Source organism: Streptomyces canarius (assembly GCF_014650735.1).
GTDB lineage: Bacteria > Actinomycetota > Actinomycetes > Streptomycetales > Streptomycetaceae > Streptomyces > Streptomyces olivaceoviridis.
This window is the reverse complement of sequence record NZ_BMVN01000011.1, coordinates 132,573-152,277: the sequence shown is the minus strand read 5'-3', so window position 1 is coordinate 152,277 and position 19,705 is coordinate 132,573. Positions and strand designations below refer to the sequence as shown.

The window sequence follows — 19,705 nt, the reverse complement described above, 5'->3', positions numbered from 1 at the left end:
ATTTCTCAGGCGCCCCGTGTGAAGCGTGCGCACGCGTCCACCGGACGCGCACGCTCCCGCGGCGGGCGGCCCGGTGGTGGACTGGGTACCGGTCCTCCTCGGAAAGGCCCGCTCCCGGCCGGCGGCTCCCGGCGGCTTCCCCCGCCGGCCGGGGGCGGGCGGGCCCGGCCGCCTCAGATCTGCCAGGAGCGGAGCCGGTCGGCGGCGCCGTACACGTCGGTCTTGCCGGAGATCAGGTCGCGGGCCAGGTCGACGAGCGCGCCGTAGGGCGGGTCGATGCCGACGCCGCTGACGAACATGTAGGCCACGGCGGTGGCGCAGGCGAAGCGGGCGTTGGCCGCGGGCAGCGGCTTGAGCACGGCGAGGGTGTGCAGCAGCGCGGCGGCCCGCCAGGCGGCGTCGGAGTCCACGCCGAGCCGGGGTGGGTCCACCCGGTGCCGGGCGACGGCGGCGACCAGCGCGGAGAAGTCGTCCACGGCGGGCTGGTCGGGCAGGACCTCCTCGTGCCGCTGGAGCAGCCACGGGACGTCGATGTGGATGACGGAGGGCATCGCTCAGGCGGCCTCGCCCTTGGCGGGGCGCTCGTCGTCGGGGAAGGCCGCCGCGAACTCCTCGGCATGGCCGGCGAAGAAGCGGCGGAACGCCTCGGCGCCCTCCTGGAGGGCCCGGTGCCGGGCGATGTCGGCGGCGGCGGCCTCGCGCACGAGGGCCTTCATCGACGTACCGCGCTCCTTGGCGATCTGCCGCAGGTCCTCTAGTTCCCGTTCGCTGAACTCCACGTTGAGAGCTGGCATGCCCCTCACGGTACCGTGCGGGTACTCACGCGTAAATATGCCCAGGTCAACAGGGCCTCGGTGCGGTACCGGCCGGGGCCGAGGACCATGTCCGGTTCCCGCCGGTGGCACGGCCGGCGGCGCAGCAGACTCGACTCGACAGCGCCGAAGGTTCTCGACGCCTGCTTGGGGCGCGCTCCACCCCCGCCTGCTGCCGGTCGCCCGGGACCGGGCGGCCCGGCTGGACCGTCCGGCCCCCTGACCCGGCTCGCTCGACGCGTGGTCGGCGCGGATCCTGCTCAGATACGGTCCGGGCGACCGGAACGCGCTGCACCGGGACGTGTTCGGGGAGCCGGTCTTCCCGCTCCAGGTGGTGATCGCGCCGGACGCGCACGGCACCGACTGCGCCGGTGGCGAGTTCCTCATGTCGGAACAGCGCCCGCGCGCCCAGTCGCGGGGTACGGCGAGCGTCTCGCGGCAGGGCACGGGCTGCTGTTCGCCACCCGGGACCGCCCCGTGCGCACCCGCCTCGACCGGTCGGCCGGGCCTGGTCCTCCACGGTGCCGCCCGACCGTCCCCGGGCCGTGCCCGTCCCGTCACACGTCCAGCCGGCTGATCCGCACCGCCCCCTTCGTCTGCCCCGGGTACGCGCTGGTGAGCGTCAGCCGCAGCCGGGAGCCGCGTACCGCGTCGAAGGTGATGGCCGTCGGGCTGTCGGAGGCGGTGGCCCACTCCACCTCCGCCCCGGTCACCGGGACCCAGGCGTGGCCGTCCCACACCGCCACCTCGGCCCGCGCGGGCAGGGTGTGGCCGGCGTCGACGGTGAAGGAGACCGTGACCCGGTCGAAGGTCCGGGTGCGCCCGAAGTCGACGGACACCCAGTCCTTCGGCCGGGCCCCGCTGAACGCCGGCAGCAGCGCGGTGGCCTGCTTGACGAAGGCGTTGGACCAGCCGGTGGCCGGGTCGCCGTCCAGCATCGCGGCGGGCAGGGTGTCCGGACGGCCGGAGTAACCGGCGTCGGCGTACGGGTAGCCGGGCGGCGTCGGGTGGTCGGGCCGGAAGCCGGCGGGTTCGGTCGTCGCGGCCGAGCGGGCCGGGCTCGTGACCAGGCGGGCCGTGCCGGTGCGCAGGCCGTCCACCCGGGCGCTGACCTTCAGGGTGCCGGGCCTGGTGCCGGAGCGGACGATGGCGAGGGCCGTACCGGTCCCGGTCCTTCTTGTGCCCGTACTCGCCGCTCATCGTCCAGGAGGCGAGGTTGTTGTCGTACGAGGAGACCACCCGCCTGCCGGGCGTGTGGTTCTCGCCGGTGTTGAGGTGCTCCGGCTCCTGGTAGGTGCCGCGGGTCGAGGTCTGCGAGGAGGACTCGGACTCGAAGAGGAACAGGTGCGGGTAGGCGGCGTGCAGGGCGTCCACCGACTTCGCCGTGTTGTAGTTGAGGCCGAGGCCGTCCAGTTTGGCGAGCATCAGGTCGGCCGCCGAGCCCTTGGCGGGTACGCGCCGGTACTTGTCGGAGCCGATGACGAGCGGCCGGGTGTCGTCGGCGGCCTTGGCGCCCCCCGGCGGCGGGCGCGTCGGCGGCGAGGGCGGCCGGAGCCGCGGAGATGTCCAGGAGCGTCCCTGCCGCGGGCGCTGCCGTGGCTGCGACCAGAACCGATCTGCGCGTGACCGACATGGGCGGCTCTCCCTCATACAGGCCCAGAAGTACTCATAACTGATCGTGAACAAACAGATTCTGACGTCCGGCCACACACGATCGTCAAGGGTCCGGACCCCTCCGAGTACCGTCGGCGGCGCATCGGCCGGATGTGCCCCTTGACCGTGCCCCCGGCGTGTTCGACGGGTCGGCCCGGCGGCCGGGAATCGGGGCTCATGGGCGGGCGCGAAGCACTAGGCTGGTACACGAGTGGTGCCACCTGTTCACTGTGAGTGTGCGCTTGGGAGCGGCGACGATGAGCCGGGTCTATCCGTTCGACGATGCGGCGACGGCCCGGGCTGTCATCGGCCACGACGGAACGCTGGTGGAGTGGAACGAGGGCGCCCGCCGCCTGCTCGGCCACCCGGCCGACGCCGTCCTGGGCCGTCCCGCCGCCGAGCTGCTGGCCGACGTCGGCACCCCGGTACCGCCCACGGGCCCCCGCTGGACGGGGACGGTCGGATTGCGCCACCGGGACGGCAGTACGGTCCCCGTGTGGCTGCTCGCCCACCACCGCCCGCCGCACGACGAGCACCCGGGTGACTGGCTCGTGGTCACCCCGCTCACCGGCACCGAACCGCCCGCCGGGGACGACCCGCTCACCGAGGCGGGCCTGATCCAGTCGCCGTGCCCGGTCGCCGTCTACGACGACCGGCTGCGGCTGCGCCGGATGAACGAGGCGATGGCCGCCGTCGTGGGGCTGCCCGAGGAGCGGGTACGGGGGCTGCGGCTCGCGGAGATCGGCGGCAGACCGCAGAGCGAGGAGCTGGAGGAGAGCATGCTCCGGGTGCTGGCCTCGGGCCGGCCCCTGGACGTGCAGACCTTCACGCGCACCGGCGGGGAGGACCGGGCCCACGCCTGGCTCGCCAGCATGGCGCCGATCCGGGACCCGGCCGGCCGGGTCCGGGGCGTGTGCCTGGCCGCGCACGACATCACCGACAACCACCGCGCCCGGCAGCGGCTGCAACTGCTCAACGAGGCCAGCGTGCGCATCGGGACCACGCTCGACGTCACGCGTACCGCGCAGGAGCTGGCCGACATGTGCGTGCCCGCGCTCGCCGACTTCGTCACCATCGACCTGCTGGACCCGCAGGAGTACGGCGGTGAGCCCCCGGCCCGCATCACCGCGCCGGTACGGCTGCGCCGCGCCGCCCACCAGTCGGTGCTGCCGGACCTGCCGGAGGCGGTGGTCCAGCCCGGGACGACGGAGGAGTACCCGGCCCTCTCCCCCCAGGCCGACTCGCTGACCGCGGGCCGCACGATCACCGCCGCCGTGTCCGCCGGTGACATGGACCAGTGGCTGGCCTGGCATCCGGTGCGCGGCGAGCGGGTGCGGCGGTACGGCATCCACTCCTCGATGTCGGTGCCGATCCAGGCACGCGGACTCACCCTCGGGGTCGCGGTGCTCACCCGGCACCGCCGCCCGGACCCCTTCACCGCGGACGACGTGCTGCTGGCCGAGGAGATCACCGCGCGGGCGGCCGTCTGCATCGACAACGCCCGCCGCTACTCGCGCGAGCGGGAGACGGCGCTCGCGCTCCAGCGCAGCCTGCTGCCCCGCTCGCTGCCGCGCACGGCCGCGCTGGACGCCTCCTCCCGCTATCTGCCGGCCGCGCGGGCCGGCGTGGGCGGGGACTGGTTCGATGTGATCCCGCTGTCCGGGTTGCGGGTCGCGATGGTCGTCGGGGACGTCGTCGGGCACGGCATCCAGGCCTCGGCCACCATGGGCCGGCTCCGCACCGCCGTGCGTACCCTCGCCGACATCGACCTGGCCCCGGACGAGCTGCTCACACACCTGGACGACCTGGTGCTGCGGCTGTCGGAGGACGCCGGCGCCGAGGGCAGCCCGGGGGAGGTCGGCGCGACCTGCCTGTACGCCGTCTACGACCCGGTGTCCCGCCGCTGCGCGCTGGCCCGCGCCGGGCATCCGCCGCCCGTCCTGCTGCGGCCGGGCGGCCGGCCGCAGCTGCTCGACCTGCCCGCCGGTCCCCCGCTGGGCCTCGGCGGGCTGCCGTTCGAGTCCACCGAGGTGGACCTGCCCGAGGGAACCGTCCTCGCGCTGTACACGGACGGTCTGGTGCAGTCCCGGGAGCGGGACCTGGACGCCAGCCGCGAGCTGCTGTACCGGGCGCTGGGGCGGGACACGGACTGCCTGGACGAGGCGTGCGACGGCGTCCTGCACGCCCTGCTCCCGGGCGGGGCCGCGCCGGACGACGTGGCGCTGCTGCTGGCCCGGACCCGGGGCCTGCCCGCCGCGCAGGTGGCGACCTGGGACATCCCCGCCGACCCGGCGCTGGTCGCGCCGATCCGCAAGCAGGTCGTGGACCAGCTGGACGCCTGGTCGCTGAGCGAGGCGACGTTCACGGCGGAGCTGGTGGTCAGCGAGCTGGTCACCAACGCCATCCGGTACGGGGCGCGGCCGATCCGGCTCCGGCTGATCCACGACGCGACCACGCTGATCTGCGAGGTCTCCGACACCAGCCACACCGCGCCGCACCTGCGCCGGGCGAAGACCTTCGACGAGGGCGGCCGGGGCCTGCTGCTGGTCGCCCAGCTCACCCAGCGCTGGGGCAGCCGGCACACCCCCGACGGCAAGACGATCTGGGCCGAGCTGTCGCTGTACGAGGAGGACCGGTAGGCGCGGGGCCGCGTCTCAGGAGGCGGCCAGCCAGGGCCGCACCTGTTTGCGGGCCTCGTGCAGACGGGACTTGAGGGTGCCGAGCGGGATGCCCGCGCGCTCGGCGGCCTCGGCGTAGTCCAGTTGGCAGATGTCCCGGTAGACCAGCGGCGCCACCAGATGCGGATGCTCGCGCTCCAGCCGGTCCAGGGCCTCCAGCAGATCCACCCGGGAGCCGGCTATGACGCTGGTGGTGCGCGGGTCGACGGCGTGTGCGGGCTCGATGGCCGCGGGCTGTTCGGCGGCCCGCCGTTTCAGCTCGCGGTACTTCTGCCGGCAGCAGTTGGCGACGACGGTGTACAGCCAGGTGCCGAAGCGGCTGCGGCCCTGGAAGCCGGTGATGTGCCGGGCCACCTGGAGCAGCACGTCCTGCGCGGCCTCCTCGGCGTCCTCCCGGCAGGGCAGGAAGCGCGCGCAGCGGCGCACGACCTCGGGCCGGATCTCGGTCAGCAGCCGGTCCAGGGCCCCGCTGTCGCCGGCGGCGGCGCGCCGGGCGAGGTCTTCCGTCGGCGCCTGGTCCTGCACGGACGGGCCCCCCTCCAAGTCGATCTCAGGCCAGGCATGATAGTCGTATGCACCCCCTGGAGCGGATCGGCCGCCACCGTCTCGAACGGCCGCTGGGCAGCGGCGCCTTCGCCACGGTGTGGCTCGCGCACGACCCCGAGCTCCAGGCCCCCGTGGCGGTGAAGGTCCTCGCCGAGAACTGGTCACACCGGCTCGACATCAGGGAGCGCTTCCTGTCCGAGGCGCGGCTGCTGCGCCGGGCCGGGTCCAGCCGGGTGGTGCAGGTCTACGACATCGGGGAACTCCCGGACGGCAGGCCGTACTTCGTGATGGAGTACGCCGCCGGCGGGACCCTCGCCGATCTGCCGGCGGGCGGCCCGCTGCCGGTGCGGGAGGCGCTCGCGCTGACCGCCGAGGCCGCGCGCGGCGCCGCCGCGCTGCACGAGGCGGGCATCGTCCACCGCGACATCAAGCCGACCAATGTGCTGCTGCACCCCGCCCCGGACGGCACCCGCCGGGTGCTGCTGGCCGACCTGGGGCTGGCCAAGAGCCTCGCGCAGGCGTCGGTGCTGACCCTGGCGGCCGGTTCGGCGGGCTACCAGCCGCCGGAGCAGGCCGAGCCGGGCGAGGGCATCGACGAGCGGGCGGACGTCTACAGCCTGGGCGCGGTCGGCTACGAACTGCTCACCGGGACCGTCCCGGGCCCGCCGGGGAAGGTGATACCGCCCCGGCGGCTGCGGCCGGAGCTCGGCGCGGACGTGGAGCGGGCGCTGCTGCGCGCGCTGGAACCGGACCGGGCGCGGCGCTGGCCGGGCGCCCTGGCGTTCGCCCACGAGCTGGACCGGCTGGCCGCGGGTCCGTCGGTGCGGCCCGCGCGGCGCCTGGACGGGGTGCGCGGCCGGCTCAACACCGTGACGCTGGCCGTGGCCGCGGTCCTCGCCGCCACCGCCGCCGCGGTCACGGTGACCGTGGCGCTGCACCGGGACGGCGGCACGGACGACGGGGTGCGGGTCGCGGACGCCACCGGGCGGGTGACCCTCCGGGTGCCCGCCGGCTGGGGCCGCGAACTGCGCGACGCCGGCTGGGACCCGCACGCACTCGGGCTGGCGGCGGGGCACGAACCGGGTCTCGTGGTGGCCGACGACCTGTCCCGCTGGTCCGATCCGAAGGCCGCCGTGGACGGGGTGTTCGTCGGGGTCGGCGGGCGCGGCGACGTCACCGCGAAGGTGAAGGCGCTCGCGCACCCCGGCTGCCGCTACGCGGGCGCCCACAGCTTCACGGACCCCGACTGGCACGGGCTGGTCCGGTCCTGGAGCGACTGCCCGGACGGCGGCTCGATCACCGAGTCCGCGCTGGCGCCGGCGGGCGGGGCGGCGCGGTCGCAGGTGTACGTACAGGTGCGCGAGCGGGGCGACGGCGGCGCCACCGACGGCGTGCTCCGTTCGCTGCGGGTGGCCTGAACGCGCCTGCCGGGGGGCGGGGCGGGGAAGAGAACACGACAGAACCCGGCGCGTCCCGAACTTTTCCGGCGGTCCGTGCATCGGACGGAGAGGACGGCGCACCCGGCGCCGTAGGCACGCGTTCCCGTCGCGTGCCGTGACCTCCAGGAGTGTTGAGCGACATGGTGTACACCCCCCGGTCCGCCCCCCGGTCCGCGCGGCACGGGGCCCTGCTCGTGAGCACGGTCGCCGTGCTGGGCCTGCTGACCGCCTGCGGCAACGGCACGAGCGCGCACGGCGACGCCCCGGCCACCGTCTCGGGTACGGCCGCCCCCGCGACGGACGGCACGACGAGCCCGGCGCCGCCCGCCACGGCCTCCTCCGCCACCGGCACCGGCTCGCCGGCCGCGCCCCGGACGACGGCGTCCCCGGGCGGCGCCACGGCCACGAGCGCTCCGGCCGCGGCGAGCACCCGCTGCCACACCTCCGAGCTGCGCGCCTCCGTGGGCCGCAACGACCCGGGCGCCGGCCAGGAGAACTTCCCCGTGGTCCTCACCAACGCCTCCGCCCGGACCTGCACCCTGCACGGTTATCCGGGCGCGGCCTTCGTGGGCGCCTCCGGCGACCAGCTCGGTCCGGACCCCCAGCGGTCCCCGGGCACCCCGGTGACCGTCACGCTCAAGCCCGGGCAGAGCGCCTGGGCGGGGCTGACCTTCTCCAACCCGGGGGTCAGCGGGGCCAAGACGGCCACGCCGGCCACGCTGCTGGTGACCCCGCCGGACGAGCGGGACCAGGTGAAGGTGGTCTGGAAGGGCGGCCCCGTGCCGGTTTCCGGCAACTCCTCGACCGTCCGTCTGACGGTGTTCAGCCCCGGCGCCGGGCCCTCCTGACCCGACGCCCCTCCGCGCGGACCCCGCTGTCACTCCCCCGAGGCGGCGGGGTCCGCCACGTCGGTGCCCGCCGCGTTTGTCATGCTGGCGCCACAACTGTCACAGGACGGCAACAGCCGCCGCGGGCCGCGATCTTTTCCCGCCCCCCGGTCATCGAACCCGGTCGACCGCACAGCGAAGTGGCCCCCACAGGGGCCGTGACCAGGGAATCGGGGAGAAGATGAGCGGGATCTCACGCAGGCGGATGCTGGCGTCCGGGGCGGTGGCGGGCGCCCTCGGGACACTGGCCGCCTGCTCCTCCGGCACCGGCCTGAGGACCGGCGGGCCGGACCCGGCGGACGGGAAGGGCACCGCGCAGGCCCGGCCGGTGAAGCCGATCGGCGACGGCTCCACCGCCGACACCGGCGCCCAGCCGCACCAGCCGGAGCCGGAGCGGCTGCGTCCGGGCCGGCGGCCCCCGCAGTTCGTGGTGTTCTCGTGGGACGGCGCGGGCGAGCTGAGCAACAAGCTGTTCTCCCGGTTCCGCAAGGTGGCCGCCGACCACGGCGCCGGGATGACGTTCTTCCTCAGCGGCATCTACACCCTGCCCGAGTCCAAGAAGCACCTGTACCGGCCGCCGCAGCACCCGGTCGGCGCCTCCGCGATCGGCTACCTCGCCGACCGGCACATCCACGCCACGCTCCAACAGGTGCGCGCGGCCTGGCTGGAGGGCCACGAGATCGGCACCCACTTCAACGGGCACTTCTGCGGCGCGACCGGCGTGCGCAACTGGTCCCCGGCCGAGTGGCGCAGCGAGATCGACCAGGCGGTGGACTTCGTGACGAAGTGGAAGACCAACACCGGCTTCACCGACCTCGACCCGCTGCCCTTCGACTACCGCAAGGAGCTGATCGGCGGCCGTACTCCCTGTCTGGAGGGCCAGGCCCGACTGCTGCCCACCGCCGCCGCGCTCGGCTGGAAGTACGACGCCAGTTCCCCCGGCGGCCTCCAGGTCTGGCCGGGCAAGGTGCAGGGGGGCAGGCTCTGGGACTTCCCGCTCCAGTCCATACCGTTCGCCGGGCACTCCTTCCAGGTCCTCTCGATGGACTACAACATGATGTTCAACCAGTCCGGCGGGAACCCGCTCGGCGACCGCGCGCAGTACGACACCTGGCGCGTCCAGGCCCGCGACACCTACCTGGCCGGTTTCCGGCGGGCCTACGAGTCCAACCGCGCGCCCCTCTTCATCGGCAACCACTTCGAACGCTGGAACGGCGGCATCTACATGGACGCCGTCGAGGAGGCGATCGGGAAGATGGCCGCCTACGACGACGTGCGGTTCGTGTCCTTCAAGCAGTTGGTGGCCTGGCTGGAGGCGCAGGACCCGGCGGTGCTGCGCAAGCTGCGCACGCTCGTGCCCGGGCAGTCCCCGGCGGGCGGCTGGGCGGAGTTCCTGGGCGCGGCGGGCGCCCGGACGTCATAACCCTTCGGGATCATCTGTTTTCATGGGCGGGCACCCCCGATCCACTCCGGAAGGACCCGCCCTGAACACCCCGCTCGCCGAGGCGCTGTCCGCCGTACTGCTGGTCGCCGTGCTGGCCTGGGCCGTCGTGCGGCCCTTCGGATGGCCGGAGGCGGTCATGGCCGTGCCCGCCGCCGGGATCGCCGTCGCGACCGGCGCGATCTCCCTCGGGCACGCGCGGGCCGAGGCGGAGCGGCTCGGCCCGGTGGTCGGGTTCCTGGCGGCGGTGCTGGTGCTCGCCCACTTCTGTGACGTGGAGGGGCTGTTCCAGGCGTGCGGGGCGTGGATGGCGCGGTGGGCGGCGGGCCGTCCGGTGCGGCTGCTGACGGCGGTGTTCGCGCTGGCGTCGGCCATCACCGCCGTCCTCAGCCTGGACGCGACGATCGTGCTGCTCACCCCGGTGGTCTTCGCCACGGCCGCGCGCACGGGCGTACGGCCCAAGCCGCACGTCTACGCCTGTACGCATCTGTCGAACACGGCGTCGCTGCTGCTGCCGGTGTCCAACCTGACGAACCTGCTGGCGTTCGCGGCGAGCGGGCTGAGCTTCACCCGGTTCGCGGCGTTGATGGCGCTGCCGTGGCTGGCCGCGATCGGCGTCGAGTTCCTGGTTTTCCGGCGGTTCTTCGCCCGGGACCTGGCGGCGGCGGCCCCGGCGGGCCGGGACACCGGTGAGACGCCCGAGCTGCCGCTGTTCGCGCTGCTGACCGTGGGCTGCACGCTGGCCGGGTTCGTGGTGGCGTCGGCGTTCGGCGTGGAGCCCGCGTGGGTGGCCGCGGCCGGCGCGCTGGTGCTGGCCGGGCGGGCGCTGGTGCGCCGGAAGGCGGGCCCGCTGACCGTCGTACGGGCGGCGGCCCCGGCCTTCCTCGCGTTCGTGCTGGCGCTGGGCATCGTGGTGCGGGCGGTGGTCGACAACGGACTCGCGGACGTGCTCGGGCGGGTGATGCCGGGCGGCACCGGGCTGCCCGCGCTGCTCGGGATCGCCGCGCTGGCCGCCCTGCTGGCCAACCTGATCAACAACCTGCCCGCCGTCCTGGTCCTGCTGCCACTGGCGGCACCCGCCGGTCCGGGGGCCGTCCTGGCCGTGCTGCTCGGCGTGAACATCGGCCCCAACCTCACCTACGCCGGGTCGCTGGCCACGCTGCTGTGGCGGCGGATCGTCCACCAGCACGAGCACGACGTCGACCTCCGCGAGTTCACCCGGCTCGGGCTGCTCGCCGTGCCCTCCTCCCTCGCCGTCGCGGTGGTGGCACTGTGGGGGTCACTGCGGATCGTGTGACGGGTAGTGAGCCGAGGAGGCCGAGGAATGCGCGTGATCGTCTGGCTCGTGGAAGGCACCTGGCCCGCCTGCGTGGACGCGGTGCGCGCCCACGCACCGGGCGACGCCGAGGTGGTGCTGCTCCATGTGAGCGGACCGGACGTGCCGGCGGTGGCGCACGGGGCCTTCGCCGGGCTGCTCGGGCGGCGCAGCCAGGACCCGGGTGACCGCCTCGAAGCGCTCGGCGACACGTCGGCGACGGCCCTGCTCGACGCGGCGGCCGAACGACTGGGCCGGCCCTGCCTGCGCGAGGAGCGGTCGGGCCGGGTCGAACGGGAGGTCGTGGCCGCCGCCGAGGGTGCCGGGCTGCTCGTGCTGGCGCGGGACGGGGACCGGTCCCGGCTGGGCCCGAAGAGCCTCGGCCCGGCCGTCCGCTTCGCCGTCGACCACGCGCCCTGCCCGGTCCTGCTGGTCTGGCCGGAACCGGCCCCGCGTCTGGACACGATCCCGCCCCCTCCGCCGCACCACCACCCCTGACCCGGCGGCGCCGGCGTCCTGTGGGGCCGCCCTACGTCACGGCCGGTGCGGCGTGGAGAGGGGCACCGGGGTCTTGCCGCCGTCCCAGTCGACGTTCTCCATCCGCAGGTCCGGGTGGGCGGTGTCGATGGCCCAGCGCTGCGCGGTGCCCCCGGCGCGGGTCTTGACCACGAGGGCGCCGGAGCCGTCGGTGGCAGCCGGGGTGAGGGCCAGTTCCTGGTCGGAGCGCGGCACCAGGGCGCCCTGGAGGGTGAAGTCGTAGCGCAGGGCGCGGGCGGCCTCGCCGGTTGCCGTGCAGGGGGTGAGGCGCACGGAGTAGCCGAGGCGGGAGTCCAGGCACAGCCGTGGGGCGGCGCCGCTGCGCAGCAGACCGTCGGTCTCGTACGTCCACTGCTGGGCCGGGGCGGCGGAGCAGTCGGCGAGTTCCGTCTCGGCGCCCCGGACGGCCTTGTCGCCGACGACTCCGACGCACAGGCCGGAGGCGAGGTTGCGCAGCCGGCCCCGCAGCGTGCCGTGGCCCGAGGCGTTCCGGCCGGCCCAGGAGGGACCCGGGGAGGCGGCGTCGCCGCCCGGTGTCCGCGAGGGCGTCCCGGTGGCGCCGGACGCGGGCACGTCGTCGGAGCCGAGCGCCGACCACAGCGCCAGGGGCAGGACGACCAGACCGCTGACGGTGAGGACGGCCAGCGCGAGGTTCCGGCGCCGGGCCCGGCGGGCGGCGCGCTGGACGGAACGGCGGGAGGCGGGTCCGGGTCCGGGTCCGGCACCGTCCGCGCCCGGGGCGGTGACGGGGTTCGCACGCGTACGGCGCCGGGCGCTCCGCGCGCCCGACAGGGCGGATCCGGCACGCTCGATGCCGCCGGCGACGGCCGAGGAGACCGCGCCTCGACGCCGGACGAAGAACACGCCACCGCCGACCGCACGACGCGCACCCCCCGCACCCGGCCCACCAGGTGCACCGCGCCCCGTACCGTCGGCCGCAGCGAAGGAGGCTCCCCCTCCGCGCCGGACACGCGACGCACCGCGCCCCGCCGACCGGCGGGCGCCGCCCAGACCCGGCACCCCGGAGTCGACGTCGTCCGTGCCCTCCGCAACGGTGGACCGTGCTCCCCCGGACGACGGGCCGCGGCGGGCCGATCGACCGGGGGCGAACTCCTCCCCGGCCCGGGGGCCCGCGGGTGCTACGGCGGCGGCAGCCGGGGCCGGCGGCTGCTGCGGGTCCGCCGCCCGGGACTCCAGGTAGCCGCAGGCACCCCAGCCGAGGACCGCCTCGGCGAGTGCGAGGGCCAGGCCGTCGTTGAAGCGGGCGAGTTGGTCGGCGGTCCGGGCGCAGTGGGAGCAGCCGGCCAGGTGCTGACGCAGGTCGGGGTCGATGCCGGTGCCGCCGCGCCGGAAGGTCACGTCGAGCATGCGCAGATAGCGCTGGCAGTCGTCCTCCGGGGCGAGTTCGCGGTGCGCCTGGAGGCATTCCTCACGCAACCGCTCGCGGGCCCGGCGGAGTTCGACGCGGGCGTCCTCCTCGTCCAGGCCGAGCAACGCGGCGGGCACGGAAAGGGGTTCGGCCTCGACCTCGGTGTGCCACAGCAGGGCGCGGGAGGACTCGGGCACCCGCTGGAACGCCCGGGACAGCACCCTCCGGCCGGGCGGTGGCAGCAGCCGGGCCGAGGCCCGCTCGCCGGTGCCGTCCCCGGAACGCAGGGCCGGGTGGAGGAGTTCCCGGCGGCCGTCGGTGTCCCACTCGGCCGCGATCCGGCGGACGGCGACCAGGGCATGGGGCCGCCAGGCCGCGCTAGGGCCGGATTGCCGGAGGGACGCGCCGAAGAGCCGCGTGAAGGCGGCGGTGGTGAGCATGCCGGCCGAGCGTGGTCCGTCGGTGCACAGCCGGGCGTAGGCGAAGGCCGCCGCCCAGTGCCGGTCGAGGAGTTCGCCGACGGGGCGCAGGGTGGGCGACGCTCCCGTCCACTTCTTCAGTTCGGCGCTCAGCTGCTCGTCCGACAGGCCTGCGTCGGTCACGGCCGAATTCCTCCCGAGGCATTACCGAAATAAGTCCATACCAAGCGGTACGGCGATGTCGTGGCAGCTCGAACGACCACCTGAGGCGGCACTTTTACACAGCCGGAGACACCGGAACAAGCGATCTCCCGATTCTCGGGATTTCCCGCCCCGGATTCTCTCTATTGACATTTCGTCAAGGGCCGCCATTTCCTCCCCTTACCGCTGTTCGCCCACCCGACAGGCGCCGGCCGCCGGAGCGCGGGAGTCGGTGAGCATCCGGCCGAGCACATCGGCGCCTGCTGCCGGACCTGACGATGCCGGGGGCGAGGGCGGGGGTCCGTGCGGCACGGAAGTCCGTACCGCGCGGACCGCACTGACCGGTCAGTGGCCGCTGATCTCGTGCGGCGCGTACGGCCGCTCCAGTTCCTCGATCTCCTTCTCGCTGAGCTTCAGTTCGACGGCGGCCACCGCGTCCTCGATGTGCTGCGGCTTGGCGGCGCCGACGATCGGTGCCGCCACGGTGTCCTGGTGCAGCAGCCAGGCGAGGGCCACCTGGGCGCGTGGCACGCCCCGCTCGCCGGCGATCCGGGTGACGGCCTCGACGATCGCGTGGTCGCTCTCCAGGTAGAGCCGGCTGCCGAAGGCGTCGTTCGCGCTGCGCTGGGTCACCGCGCCCCAGTCACGGGTGAGCCGGCCACGGGCGAGCGGGCTCCACGGCAGCACGCCGACGCCCTGGTCCGCGCACAGGGGCAGCATCTCCCGCTCCTCCTCGCGGTAGAGCAGGTTGTAGTGGTTCTGCATGGACACGAACTTGGTCCAGCCGTGCCGCTCGGCGGTGTACTGCGCCTTGGAGAACTCCCACGCGTACATCGAACTCGCCCCGATGTAGCGGACCTTGCCCGCCTTCACCAGGTCGTGCAGCGCCTCCATCGTCTCCTCGACGGGGGTCTCGTGGTCGTAGCGGTGGATCTGGTAGAGGTCGACGTAGTCGGTGCCGAGGCGGCGCAGGCTGTGGTCGATCTCGCTCATGATGGCCTTGCGGGACAGCCCGGCCCCGTTGGGACCCGGCCGCATCCGGCCGTGCACCTTGGTGGCGAGCACGATCTCGTCGCGGTGGGCGAAGTCCCGCAGCGCCTTCCCGACGATCTCCTCGCTGGTGCCGTCGGAGTAGACGTTCGCGGTGTCGAAGAAGTTGACGCCCGCCTCCAGCGCCTGCCGGATCAGCGGGCGGGACGCCTCCTCGTCCAGGGTCCACTCGTGCGTGCCGCGGTCCGGCAGTCCGTAGGTCATGCAGCCCAGACAGATCCGCGAGACGTCCAGGCCCGTGGAACCGAGCTTCACGTACTGCATCGTTGCTGCTCCTGCCTTCGGGACGATGGTCACGGCCGAGCCTACGACGTGCGGCGGGGCCGACTTGACGTCCGGAGCGCACGGACGATCTGATCCTGACACGTACCGCGCCGCCCGGCGTGGACAGGACGGAGCGGACGTGCCCCTGACACGTGTTCACCGCGCCACTGGGGCGCGCACGGCCCTGGGAGCCCTGGCAGCGGCCCTGGTCGTCGCGGTGACGGCGCTGTCCGGCTGCGCCTCCGGCGAGCGGGAGGAGGACGGCGCGCCCCGGCGCGCCGCGCTGCGGCTGCCCCCGCGGCACGCCGGGTTCGACTACCAGATCGGCGGTGCCTATCCCCCGCCCGCGGACGTGCGGATCGTCAGCCGCGACCGCTCGGACGGCCCGGCACCGGGCCTGTACAACATCTGCTACGTCAACGCCTTCCAGGCCCAGCCCGGCGAGCGCTCCTCCTGGCCGGCCGACCTGCTGCTGCGCGACGCGCGGGGCCGGGTCGTCGTCGACGAGGACTGGGACGAGCCGCTGCTCGACATCGGCACCCCCGCCAAACGGGACCGGGTGGCGCGGCGGGTGAACCGCTGGATCGACGGCTGCGCGGACAAGGGCTTCGACGCCGTCGAGCCCGACAACTACGACAGCTACACCCGCTCCCACCGGCTGCTCACCGCGTCCGACGCGACGGCGTTCATGCGTCTGCTGTCCCGGCACGCGCACGCCCGGCGGCTGGCCGTCGGGCAGAAGAACACCGCGGAGCTGGCCGGGCGGCGCGAACGGGCCGGGCTGGACTTCGCGGTGACGGAGGAGTGCGGGCAGTACGACGAGTGCGATGTGTACGCGAAGGCGTTCGACGACCGGGTGGTGGACATCGAGTACACCGACGCCGGCCTGCGCGCGGCCCGCGCCCGCTGGGGGGACCGGCTGAGCATCGTCCGCCGGGACCGGGACGTGTCGACGCCGGGCAGCGCCGGGTACGTCCGCACGGTGCGCTGGGAATCGTCCGGCGGTACGGCGGTCCGGGCGCCGTACCGCCGGACGGTCGTCAGCCGGTGCTGTCCCGTACGGTGATCGCGCTGACCGGGCAGGCGCGGGCCGCCGCACGGACCATGGGGTCGCCCGCGCCGTCCTCGTGTCCGGGCACGAGCGTGCTGTAGCCGTCGTCGTCCTGGGTGAAGACGCCCGGCGCGGCCAGCGCGCACTGCCCGGCGCCGATACAGACGTCCTTGTCGATGTCGATGTGCATGAGGAGAGCCTCTTACCAGGTAACGGGGAGTTCCAGCATCCCCTGGACCGTGTCGCCGGGTTTGAAGGGGATGTCCTCGGCCGGCACGGCCAGCCGCAGCTCCGGCAGCCGGGTGAACAGGCTGCCGAGGGCGATCTCCAGTTCCGCGCGGGCCAGGTTCTGGCCCAGGCACTGGTGGATGCCGAAACCGAAGGCGACGTGGTGGCGGTCGGGGCGGTGGAAGTCCAGGGCGTCGGGGTCGTCGTACACGGACGTGTCACGGTTGATCACGGAGGTCCCGAAGAGCACGCCGTCGCCGGCCCGGATCGTGGTGCCGGCGATCTCGATGTCCTCCAGCGCCACCCGCTGGAGCCCCTCCGCGATGGACAGCATCCGCATCAGCTCCTCCACGACGGCGGGCAGCAGCGCGGGGTCGGCGCGCAGCTCGGCCAGCCGGCCGGGGTGCCGGAGCAGGGTGTAGGTGCCGAGGGAGATCATGTTGGCGGTGGTCTCATGGCCGGCGACCAGCAGGATGATGGCCAGCGACACGGCGTCGGCGCGGTCCAGCTCCCCCGTGCGCAGCCGGTCGTGGACCAGCTCGTCGAGGATCCCGTCACCGGGCTCGGCCTCCTCCGCCTTGGCGTCGATCAGTCCGCCGAGGTAGTCCTCCAGCCGTTCGCGGGCCTCCACCGTGTCGGCGGCGGTCGGGCCGCGCAGCAGCCGGCGGGACTGCTCCTCGAAGAACTCGTGGTCGGCGTACGGCACGCCGAGCAGACCGCAGATCACCATCGACGGCACGGGCAGCGCGAAGGCGGAGACCAGCTCGGCGGGCGGACCCTGGGCGATCATCGCGTCCAGCAGTTCGTCCACGATCCGCTGGATCCAGGGGCGCAGCGCCGCCGCGCGTTTGACGGTGAACGACGGGATCAGCATCCGCCGCTGCCGGTGGTGCTCCGGGTCGTCCACCCCGAGCAGGGCCACCCTGCGGTCGCGGCCCGCCGCGAACCGGGGCGTGGGCATGGGGAAGCCGGGGCGGCGGCGCTCGGTGGACAGGCGGGGGTCGGCGAGCAGGGCGCGGGCGGCGGAGTACCCGGTGACCAGCCAGACCTCGCGGCCGTCGTAGAGGGTGACCCGGGACAGGGGGCGCCCGTCGCGCAGCGGGCCGTAGCCGGTGGGCGGGTGGTAGGGGCAGGTGCGGTTCTGGGGGAAGGCGACGGGGTCGGGCGGGGCAGCCGGGGCGGAGATGTCCGTCAGTTCCGTCATGGAAAGACCTCGCAGACGAAGAAGTGCGTCGAGTCGATCATCATTAGATGCCCCAGGCACCTATAGGTCGACGCCAAGTTCGGCCACTTAGGTGACCGTCGTCATCTGGCCGAAGTACCCAGGGTCCGACGGACGGAAACCGGCCACGGCCGCGCGCGGGGCCGCGGCCCGGAGGCGCGCCCGGTCACGGCGTCCGGGCGCCCTGCTCGCCGGGGGCGAAGGCACGGGCGACGGCGAGGCTGTCCTCGTACACGTGGTGCCGTACGACCAGGCCGTCCCGGACGGTGAGGTGCAGGGCGAACCGGGCGGCGTAGGCGCGGCCCGTCGGGACGGCGGTCTGCCGGATGACGCCGAGCACGACCGCGTCCTCGCCGTCGGCCAGGACGCGCTCGATGGTGGTGCCGGCCTTCTCCGGGACGTGGTGGGCGGCCAGTTCCCGGTAGTGGGCGGCGGCGTCGGCGCGGGTGGCGCGGTGCCGGATCCACGGCGTGTCGGCGCGGCCGTGTTCCTCCTCGGGCCAGTCCAGCCGCCAGTCGCAGTCCTCCGCGTACAGCGCGGCGATCCGCTCCGGATCGCCCTGGCCGATCCTGCGCAGGAGTTCCCGGACGGCGGCACGGGTCGCGTCGGTGCGGTCGGCGGACATGGGTGGTTCCCTCCCCGGGTGGGCAGTGATCGGGACGCGGATCACTGTGCCGCGCGCGGCGCGGCGGCGCGATGACCCCGGAGGTAATCACCGTGGACGGACGGCGATCACCCCATCGGCGCCATCGGCGCGCGGTACGGATGATTCACGGCGTCACCGGTGTTGTGGCGATGGCAGTCAGCCGTTTGGACCGACGAAGGGAACGAAAATCCCATGCCTCTTGAGGGCGAGTACGAACCCAGTCCGACGCAGTGGGTGCGCGAGCAGGTCGAGTTGTACGAGAACTCGGGCGGGACGAAGGGCACGACGCTGCTCGACACCGGGCTGCCGGTGATCGTGCTGACCACCCGGGGTGCGAAGAGCGGGAAGATCCGCAAGACGCCGTTGATGCGGGTGGAGCACGAGGGCCGGTACGCGGCGGTCGCCTCCCTCGGCGGTGCGCCCAAGCATCCGGTCTGGTACTTCAACGTGAAGTCCGACCCGCATGTCGAGCTCCAGGACGGCCCGGTGAAGCGGGACATGCGGGCCCGCGAGGTCACGGGGGCGGAGAAGGCCGAGTGGTGGGAGCGGGCGGTGGCCGCGTACCCGGCGTACGCCGACTACCAGACGAAGACGTCCCGGGAGATCCCGGTCTTCGTGCTGGAGCCGCTCGACCAGCGCTGATTCGGGCCGGGGGCCGCCCCGTTCCAGAAAAATCCGTTCCGGGGAGGTGTGAGCCGGTCCCCGGACGGGCACTCGTGGGTCAGGCCCCGCCGCGTTCCCCCGTCGCGGCGGGGCTTTTCCGCGCCTCGCCCGCCGGCCGGTCGGTCACGTCGAGGAAGACCTGGTCGGCCTCGGGGAACGTCTGGGCGAGGGACCGCTTGATGCGTACGGCGACCTCCTCGACGCGTTCGCTGTCCAGGCCCGGCACCAGGTCCACGCGGGCGGCGACCAGCGTGGAGTCCAGCCCCATCTTCATCGTGAACAGCGCCTCCACACTGTCGATCTCCGGCTGCGCCCGCAGCAGCGCGCGGATCCTGCCGGTCTGCTCCGGGTCGGCGGCCTCCCCGATCAGCTGGGCGCGGGCGTCGCGGCCGAGCCGGAAGGCGACGTAGACGAGGAGCACGCCGATCGCCAGCGAGGCGGACGCCTCCCAGACGACCTGTCCGGTCACCATGTGCAGGGCCATGCCGCCCAGGGCGAGGGTCACGCCGAGCACCGCCGTGCCGTCCTCGGCGACCACCGTGCGCAGCGCCGGGTCGCGCAGCGCGCGGAGGCCGCCGCCCTGCCGGCGCACCTGGTGCAGGGCCCGCAGCAGTGAGACGCCCTCGGCGATGAGGGCCACGCCCAGCACGATCAGGCCCGCCACATAGCCGCTGAACTTCTCCTCGGTGTGGCTGCCGAGGGCCTCCACGCCCTGGAAGAAGGAGAAGCAGCCGCCCATGACGAAGATGCCCACGGCGGCGAGCAGGGACCAGAAGAAGCGTTCCTTGCCGTAGCCGAAGGGGTGCCGGGCGTCGGCGGGGCGGCGGCTGCGGCGCAGGGCGGCCAGCAGGAAGACCTCGTTGAGGCTGTCGGCGACCGAGTGCGCGGCCTCCGACAGCAGCGCGGGCGAGCCCGCGAGGACGCCGCCGACCGCCTTGGCGACGGCGATCACCAGATTGGCCGCGAGCGCCACGAGGACGGTGATCTTGGTGTGCCGGTCGCCGTCGGCACCGGCACGCCCGCCGGGGTCTCGGTCGGTGTGGTCGCGTGCGCCGTCCGGTGCGCCGTCCTGGGCGTGTGCCGACGGCGCTTGTGGGCGCGACGCATGCGGGGGTGGCGCTGTCCGGTCCGTGTGGTGCACCGGTTCCGGTGCGCCGTCCGGGGCGTGCGCCCGTGCCGGTGCGCCGTCCGGGGTCTGTGCCCGCGCCGGCGCGCCGTCCGCGGCCTGTGCCGGGCGTGTTCCGTTGTCCTCGGCCGTGCGTGCGGCCGGCTCCCGTTCCGAGG

The 19,705-nt window shown here is 74.3% G+C and carries 18 protein-coding genes and 1 pseudogene; 9 read left to right on the top strand and 10 right to left on the bottom strand.

Going from position 1 to position 19,705, the window contains the following annotated elements:
- Positions 1 to 173: 173 nt before the first annotated feature.
- Together IE294_RS18350 and IE294_RS18345 are read right to left on the bottom strand one after the other, a co-directional pair.
- Complete coding sequence (locus IE294_RS18350; RefSeq protein ID WP_041666033.1) at positions 174 to 551, bottom strand: toxin Doc; 378 nt, start codon at positions 549 to 551, stop codon at positions 174 to 176.
- A gap of 3 nt (positions 552 to 554) precedes the next feature.
- Positions 555 to 794, bottom strand: a complete 240-nt coding sequence (locus tag IE294_RS18345) for a hypothetical protein (RefSeq protein ID WP_030344647.1) — start codon at positions 792 to 794, stop codon at positions 555 to 557.
- Positions 795 to 1,113: 319 nt separating this feature from the next.
- Between IE294_RS18345 and IE294_RS49705 the strand changes: the two genes are divergently transcribed.
- Positions 1,114 to 1,389 carry a 2OG-Fe(II) oxygenase gene (locus IE294_RS49705; RefSeq protein WP_373315829.1) on the top strand — a complete coding sequence of 92 codons (276 nt, stop codon included), beginning with the start codon at positions 1,114 to 1,116 and terminating at the stop codon, positions 1,387 to 1,389.
- Here the strand turns inward: IE294_RS49705 and IE294_RS18335 are convergent.
- Positions 1,370 to 2,321, bottom strand: a pseudogene (locus IE294_RS18335) (discoidin domain-containing protein); the annotation flags it as partial. The gene IE294_RS49705 and the pseudogene IE294_RS18335 sit on opposite strands and share 20 nt — an antisense overlap.
- 401 nt (positions 2,322 to 2,722) lie before the next feature.
- On the opposite strand from IE294_RS18335, the gene IE294_RS18330 reads away from it, so the two are divergent.
- Positions 2,723 to 5,104: a SpoIIE family protein phosphatase gene (locus tag IE294_RS18330; protein ID WP_189887358.1), complete on the top strand. Its 2,382-nt coding sequence runs from the start codon at positions 2,723 to 2,725 to the stop codon at positions 5,102 to 5,104.
- A 15-nt stretch (positions 5,105 to 5,119) separates the two neighbouring features.
- Here IE294_RS18330 and IE294_RS18325 read toward each other — a convergent pair whose 3' ends face one another.
- A complete protein-coding gene (locus IE294_RS18325) occupies positions 5,120 to 5,668 on the bottom strand; it encodes an RNA polymerase sigma factor (protein WP_189816711.1) in 549 nt (182 codons plus the stop codon).
- 47 nt (positions 5,669 to 5,715) lie between these two features.
- Here IE294_RS18325 and IE294_RS18320 point away from each other — a divergent pair, with 47 nt between their 5' ends.
- From IE294_RS18320 to IE294_RS18300, 5 genes are all read left to right on the top strand, one after another.
- Positions 5,716 to 7,107, top strand: a complete 1,392-nt coding sequence (locus tag IE294_RS18320; RefSeq protein WP_189887357.1) for a serine/threonine-protein kinase — start codon at positions 5,716 to 5,718, stop codon at positions 7,105 to 7,107.
- 161 nt (positions 7,108 to 7,268) lie between these two features.
- Positions 7,269 to 7,976: a DUF4232 domain-containing protein gene (locus tag IE294_RS18315; RefSeq protein ID WP_189887354.1), complete on the top strand. Its 708-nt coding sequence runs from the start codon at positions 7,269 to 7,271 to the stop codon at positions 7,974 to 7,976.
- Between the two features lie 220 nt (positions 7,977 to 8,196).
- Positions 8,197 to 9,438 (top strand): polysaccharide deacetylase family protein, encoded by a 1,242-nt coding sequence (locus IE294_RS18310; protein WP_189887352.1) that lies wholly within the window; start codon positions 8,197 to 8,199, stop codon positions 9,436 to 9,438.
- Between the two features lie 22 nt (positions 9,439 to 9,460).
- Entirely contained in the window at positions 9,461 to 10,753 is a 1,293-nt protein-coding gene (locus tag IE294_RS18305) for an arsenic transporter (protein ID WP_189887350.1), read from the top strand.
- A gap of 27 nt (positions 10,754 to 10,780) precedes the next feature.
- Entirely contained in the window at positions 10,781 to 11,269 is a 489-nt protein-coding gene (locus tag IE294_RS18300) for a universal stress protein (RefSeq protein WP_189887348.1), read from the top strand.
- Between the two features lie 36 nt (positions 11,270 to 11,305).
- On the opposite strand, the gene IE294_RS18295 is transcribed toward IE294_RS18300, so the two are convergent.
- Both IE294_RS18295 and IE294_RS18290 read right to left on the bottom strand, forming a co-directional pair.
- The gene (locus tag IE294_RS18295; protein ID WP_189887346.1) at positions 11,306 to 13,279 is read right to left on the bottom strand and encodes an RICIN domain-containing protein; all 1,974 of its coding nucleotides are present in this window, start codon (positions 13,277 to 13,279) and stop codon (positions 11,306 to 11,308) included.
- Positions 13,280 to 13,642: 363 nt separating this feature from the next.
- Positions 13,643 to 14,611 (bottom strand): aldo/keto reductase, encoded by a 969-nt coding sequence (locus tag IE294_RS18290; RefSeq protein ID WP_189887344.1) that lies wholly within the window; start codon positions 14,609 to 14,611, stop codon positions 13,643 to 13,645.
- A 139-nt stretch (positions 14,612 to 14,750) separates the two neighbouring features.
- On the opposite strand from IE294_RS18290, the gene IE294_RS18285 reads away from it, so the two are divergent.
- Complete coding sequence (locus tag IE294_RS18285; protein ID WP_229917206.1) at positions 14,751 to 15,677, top strand: endo alpha-1,4 polygalactosaminidase; 927 nt, start codon at positions 14,751 to 14,753, stop codon at positions 15,675 to 15,677.
- Here IE294_RS18285 and IE294_RS18280 read toward each other — a convergent pair.
- The 3 genes from IE294_RS18280 to IE294_RS18270 form a co-directional block, all read right to left on the bottom strand.
- Positions 15,652 to 15,852, bottom strand: coding sequence for a ferredoxin (locus tag IE294_RS18280; RefSeq protein ID WP_189816703.1), 201 nt, complete (start codon positions 15,850 to 15,852; stop codon positions 15,652 to 15,654). The two genes, IE294_RS18285 and IE294_RS18280, sit on opposite strands and share 26 nt — an antisense overlap.
- 12 nt (positions 15,853 to 15,864) lie before the next feature.
- Positions 15,865 to 17,094, bottom strand: coding sequence for a cytochrome P450 (locus IE294_RS18275; protein WP_189887342.1), 1,230 nt, complete (start codon positions 17,092 to 17,094; stop codon positions 15,865 to 15,867).
- Positions 17,095 to 17,278: 184 nt separating this feature from the next.
- Positions 17,279 to 17,737, bottom strand: coding sequence for a nuclear transport factor 2 family protein (locus IE294_RS18270; protein ID WP_189887340.1), 459 nt, complete (start codon positions 17,735 to 17,737; stop codon positions 17,279 to 17,281).
- A 213-nt stretch (positions 17,738 to 17,950) separates the two neighbouring features.
- Between IE294_RS18270 and IE294_RS18265 the strand changes: the two genes are divergently transcribed.
- Complete coding sequence (locus IE294_RS18265) at positions 17,951 to 18,400, top strand: nitroreductase family deazaflavin-dependent oxidoreductase (protein WP_189887338.1); 450 nt, start codon at positions 17,951 to 17,953, stop codon at positions 18,398 to 18,400.
- A 79-nt stretch (positions 18,401 to 18,479) separates the two neighbouring features.
- Here IE294_RS18265 and IE294_RS18260 read toward each other — a convergent pair whose 3' ends face one another.
- Complete coding sequence (locus IE294_RS18260) at positions 18,480 to 19,562, bottom strand: cation diffusion facilitator family transporter (RefSeq protein WP_189887456.1); 1,083 nt, start codon at positions 19,560 to 19,562, stop codon at positions 18,480 to 18,482.
- Positions 19,563 to 19,705 lie beyond the last annotated feature (143 nt).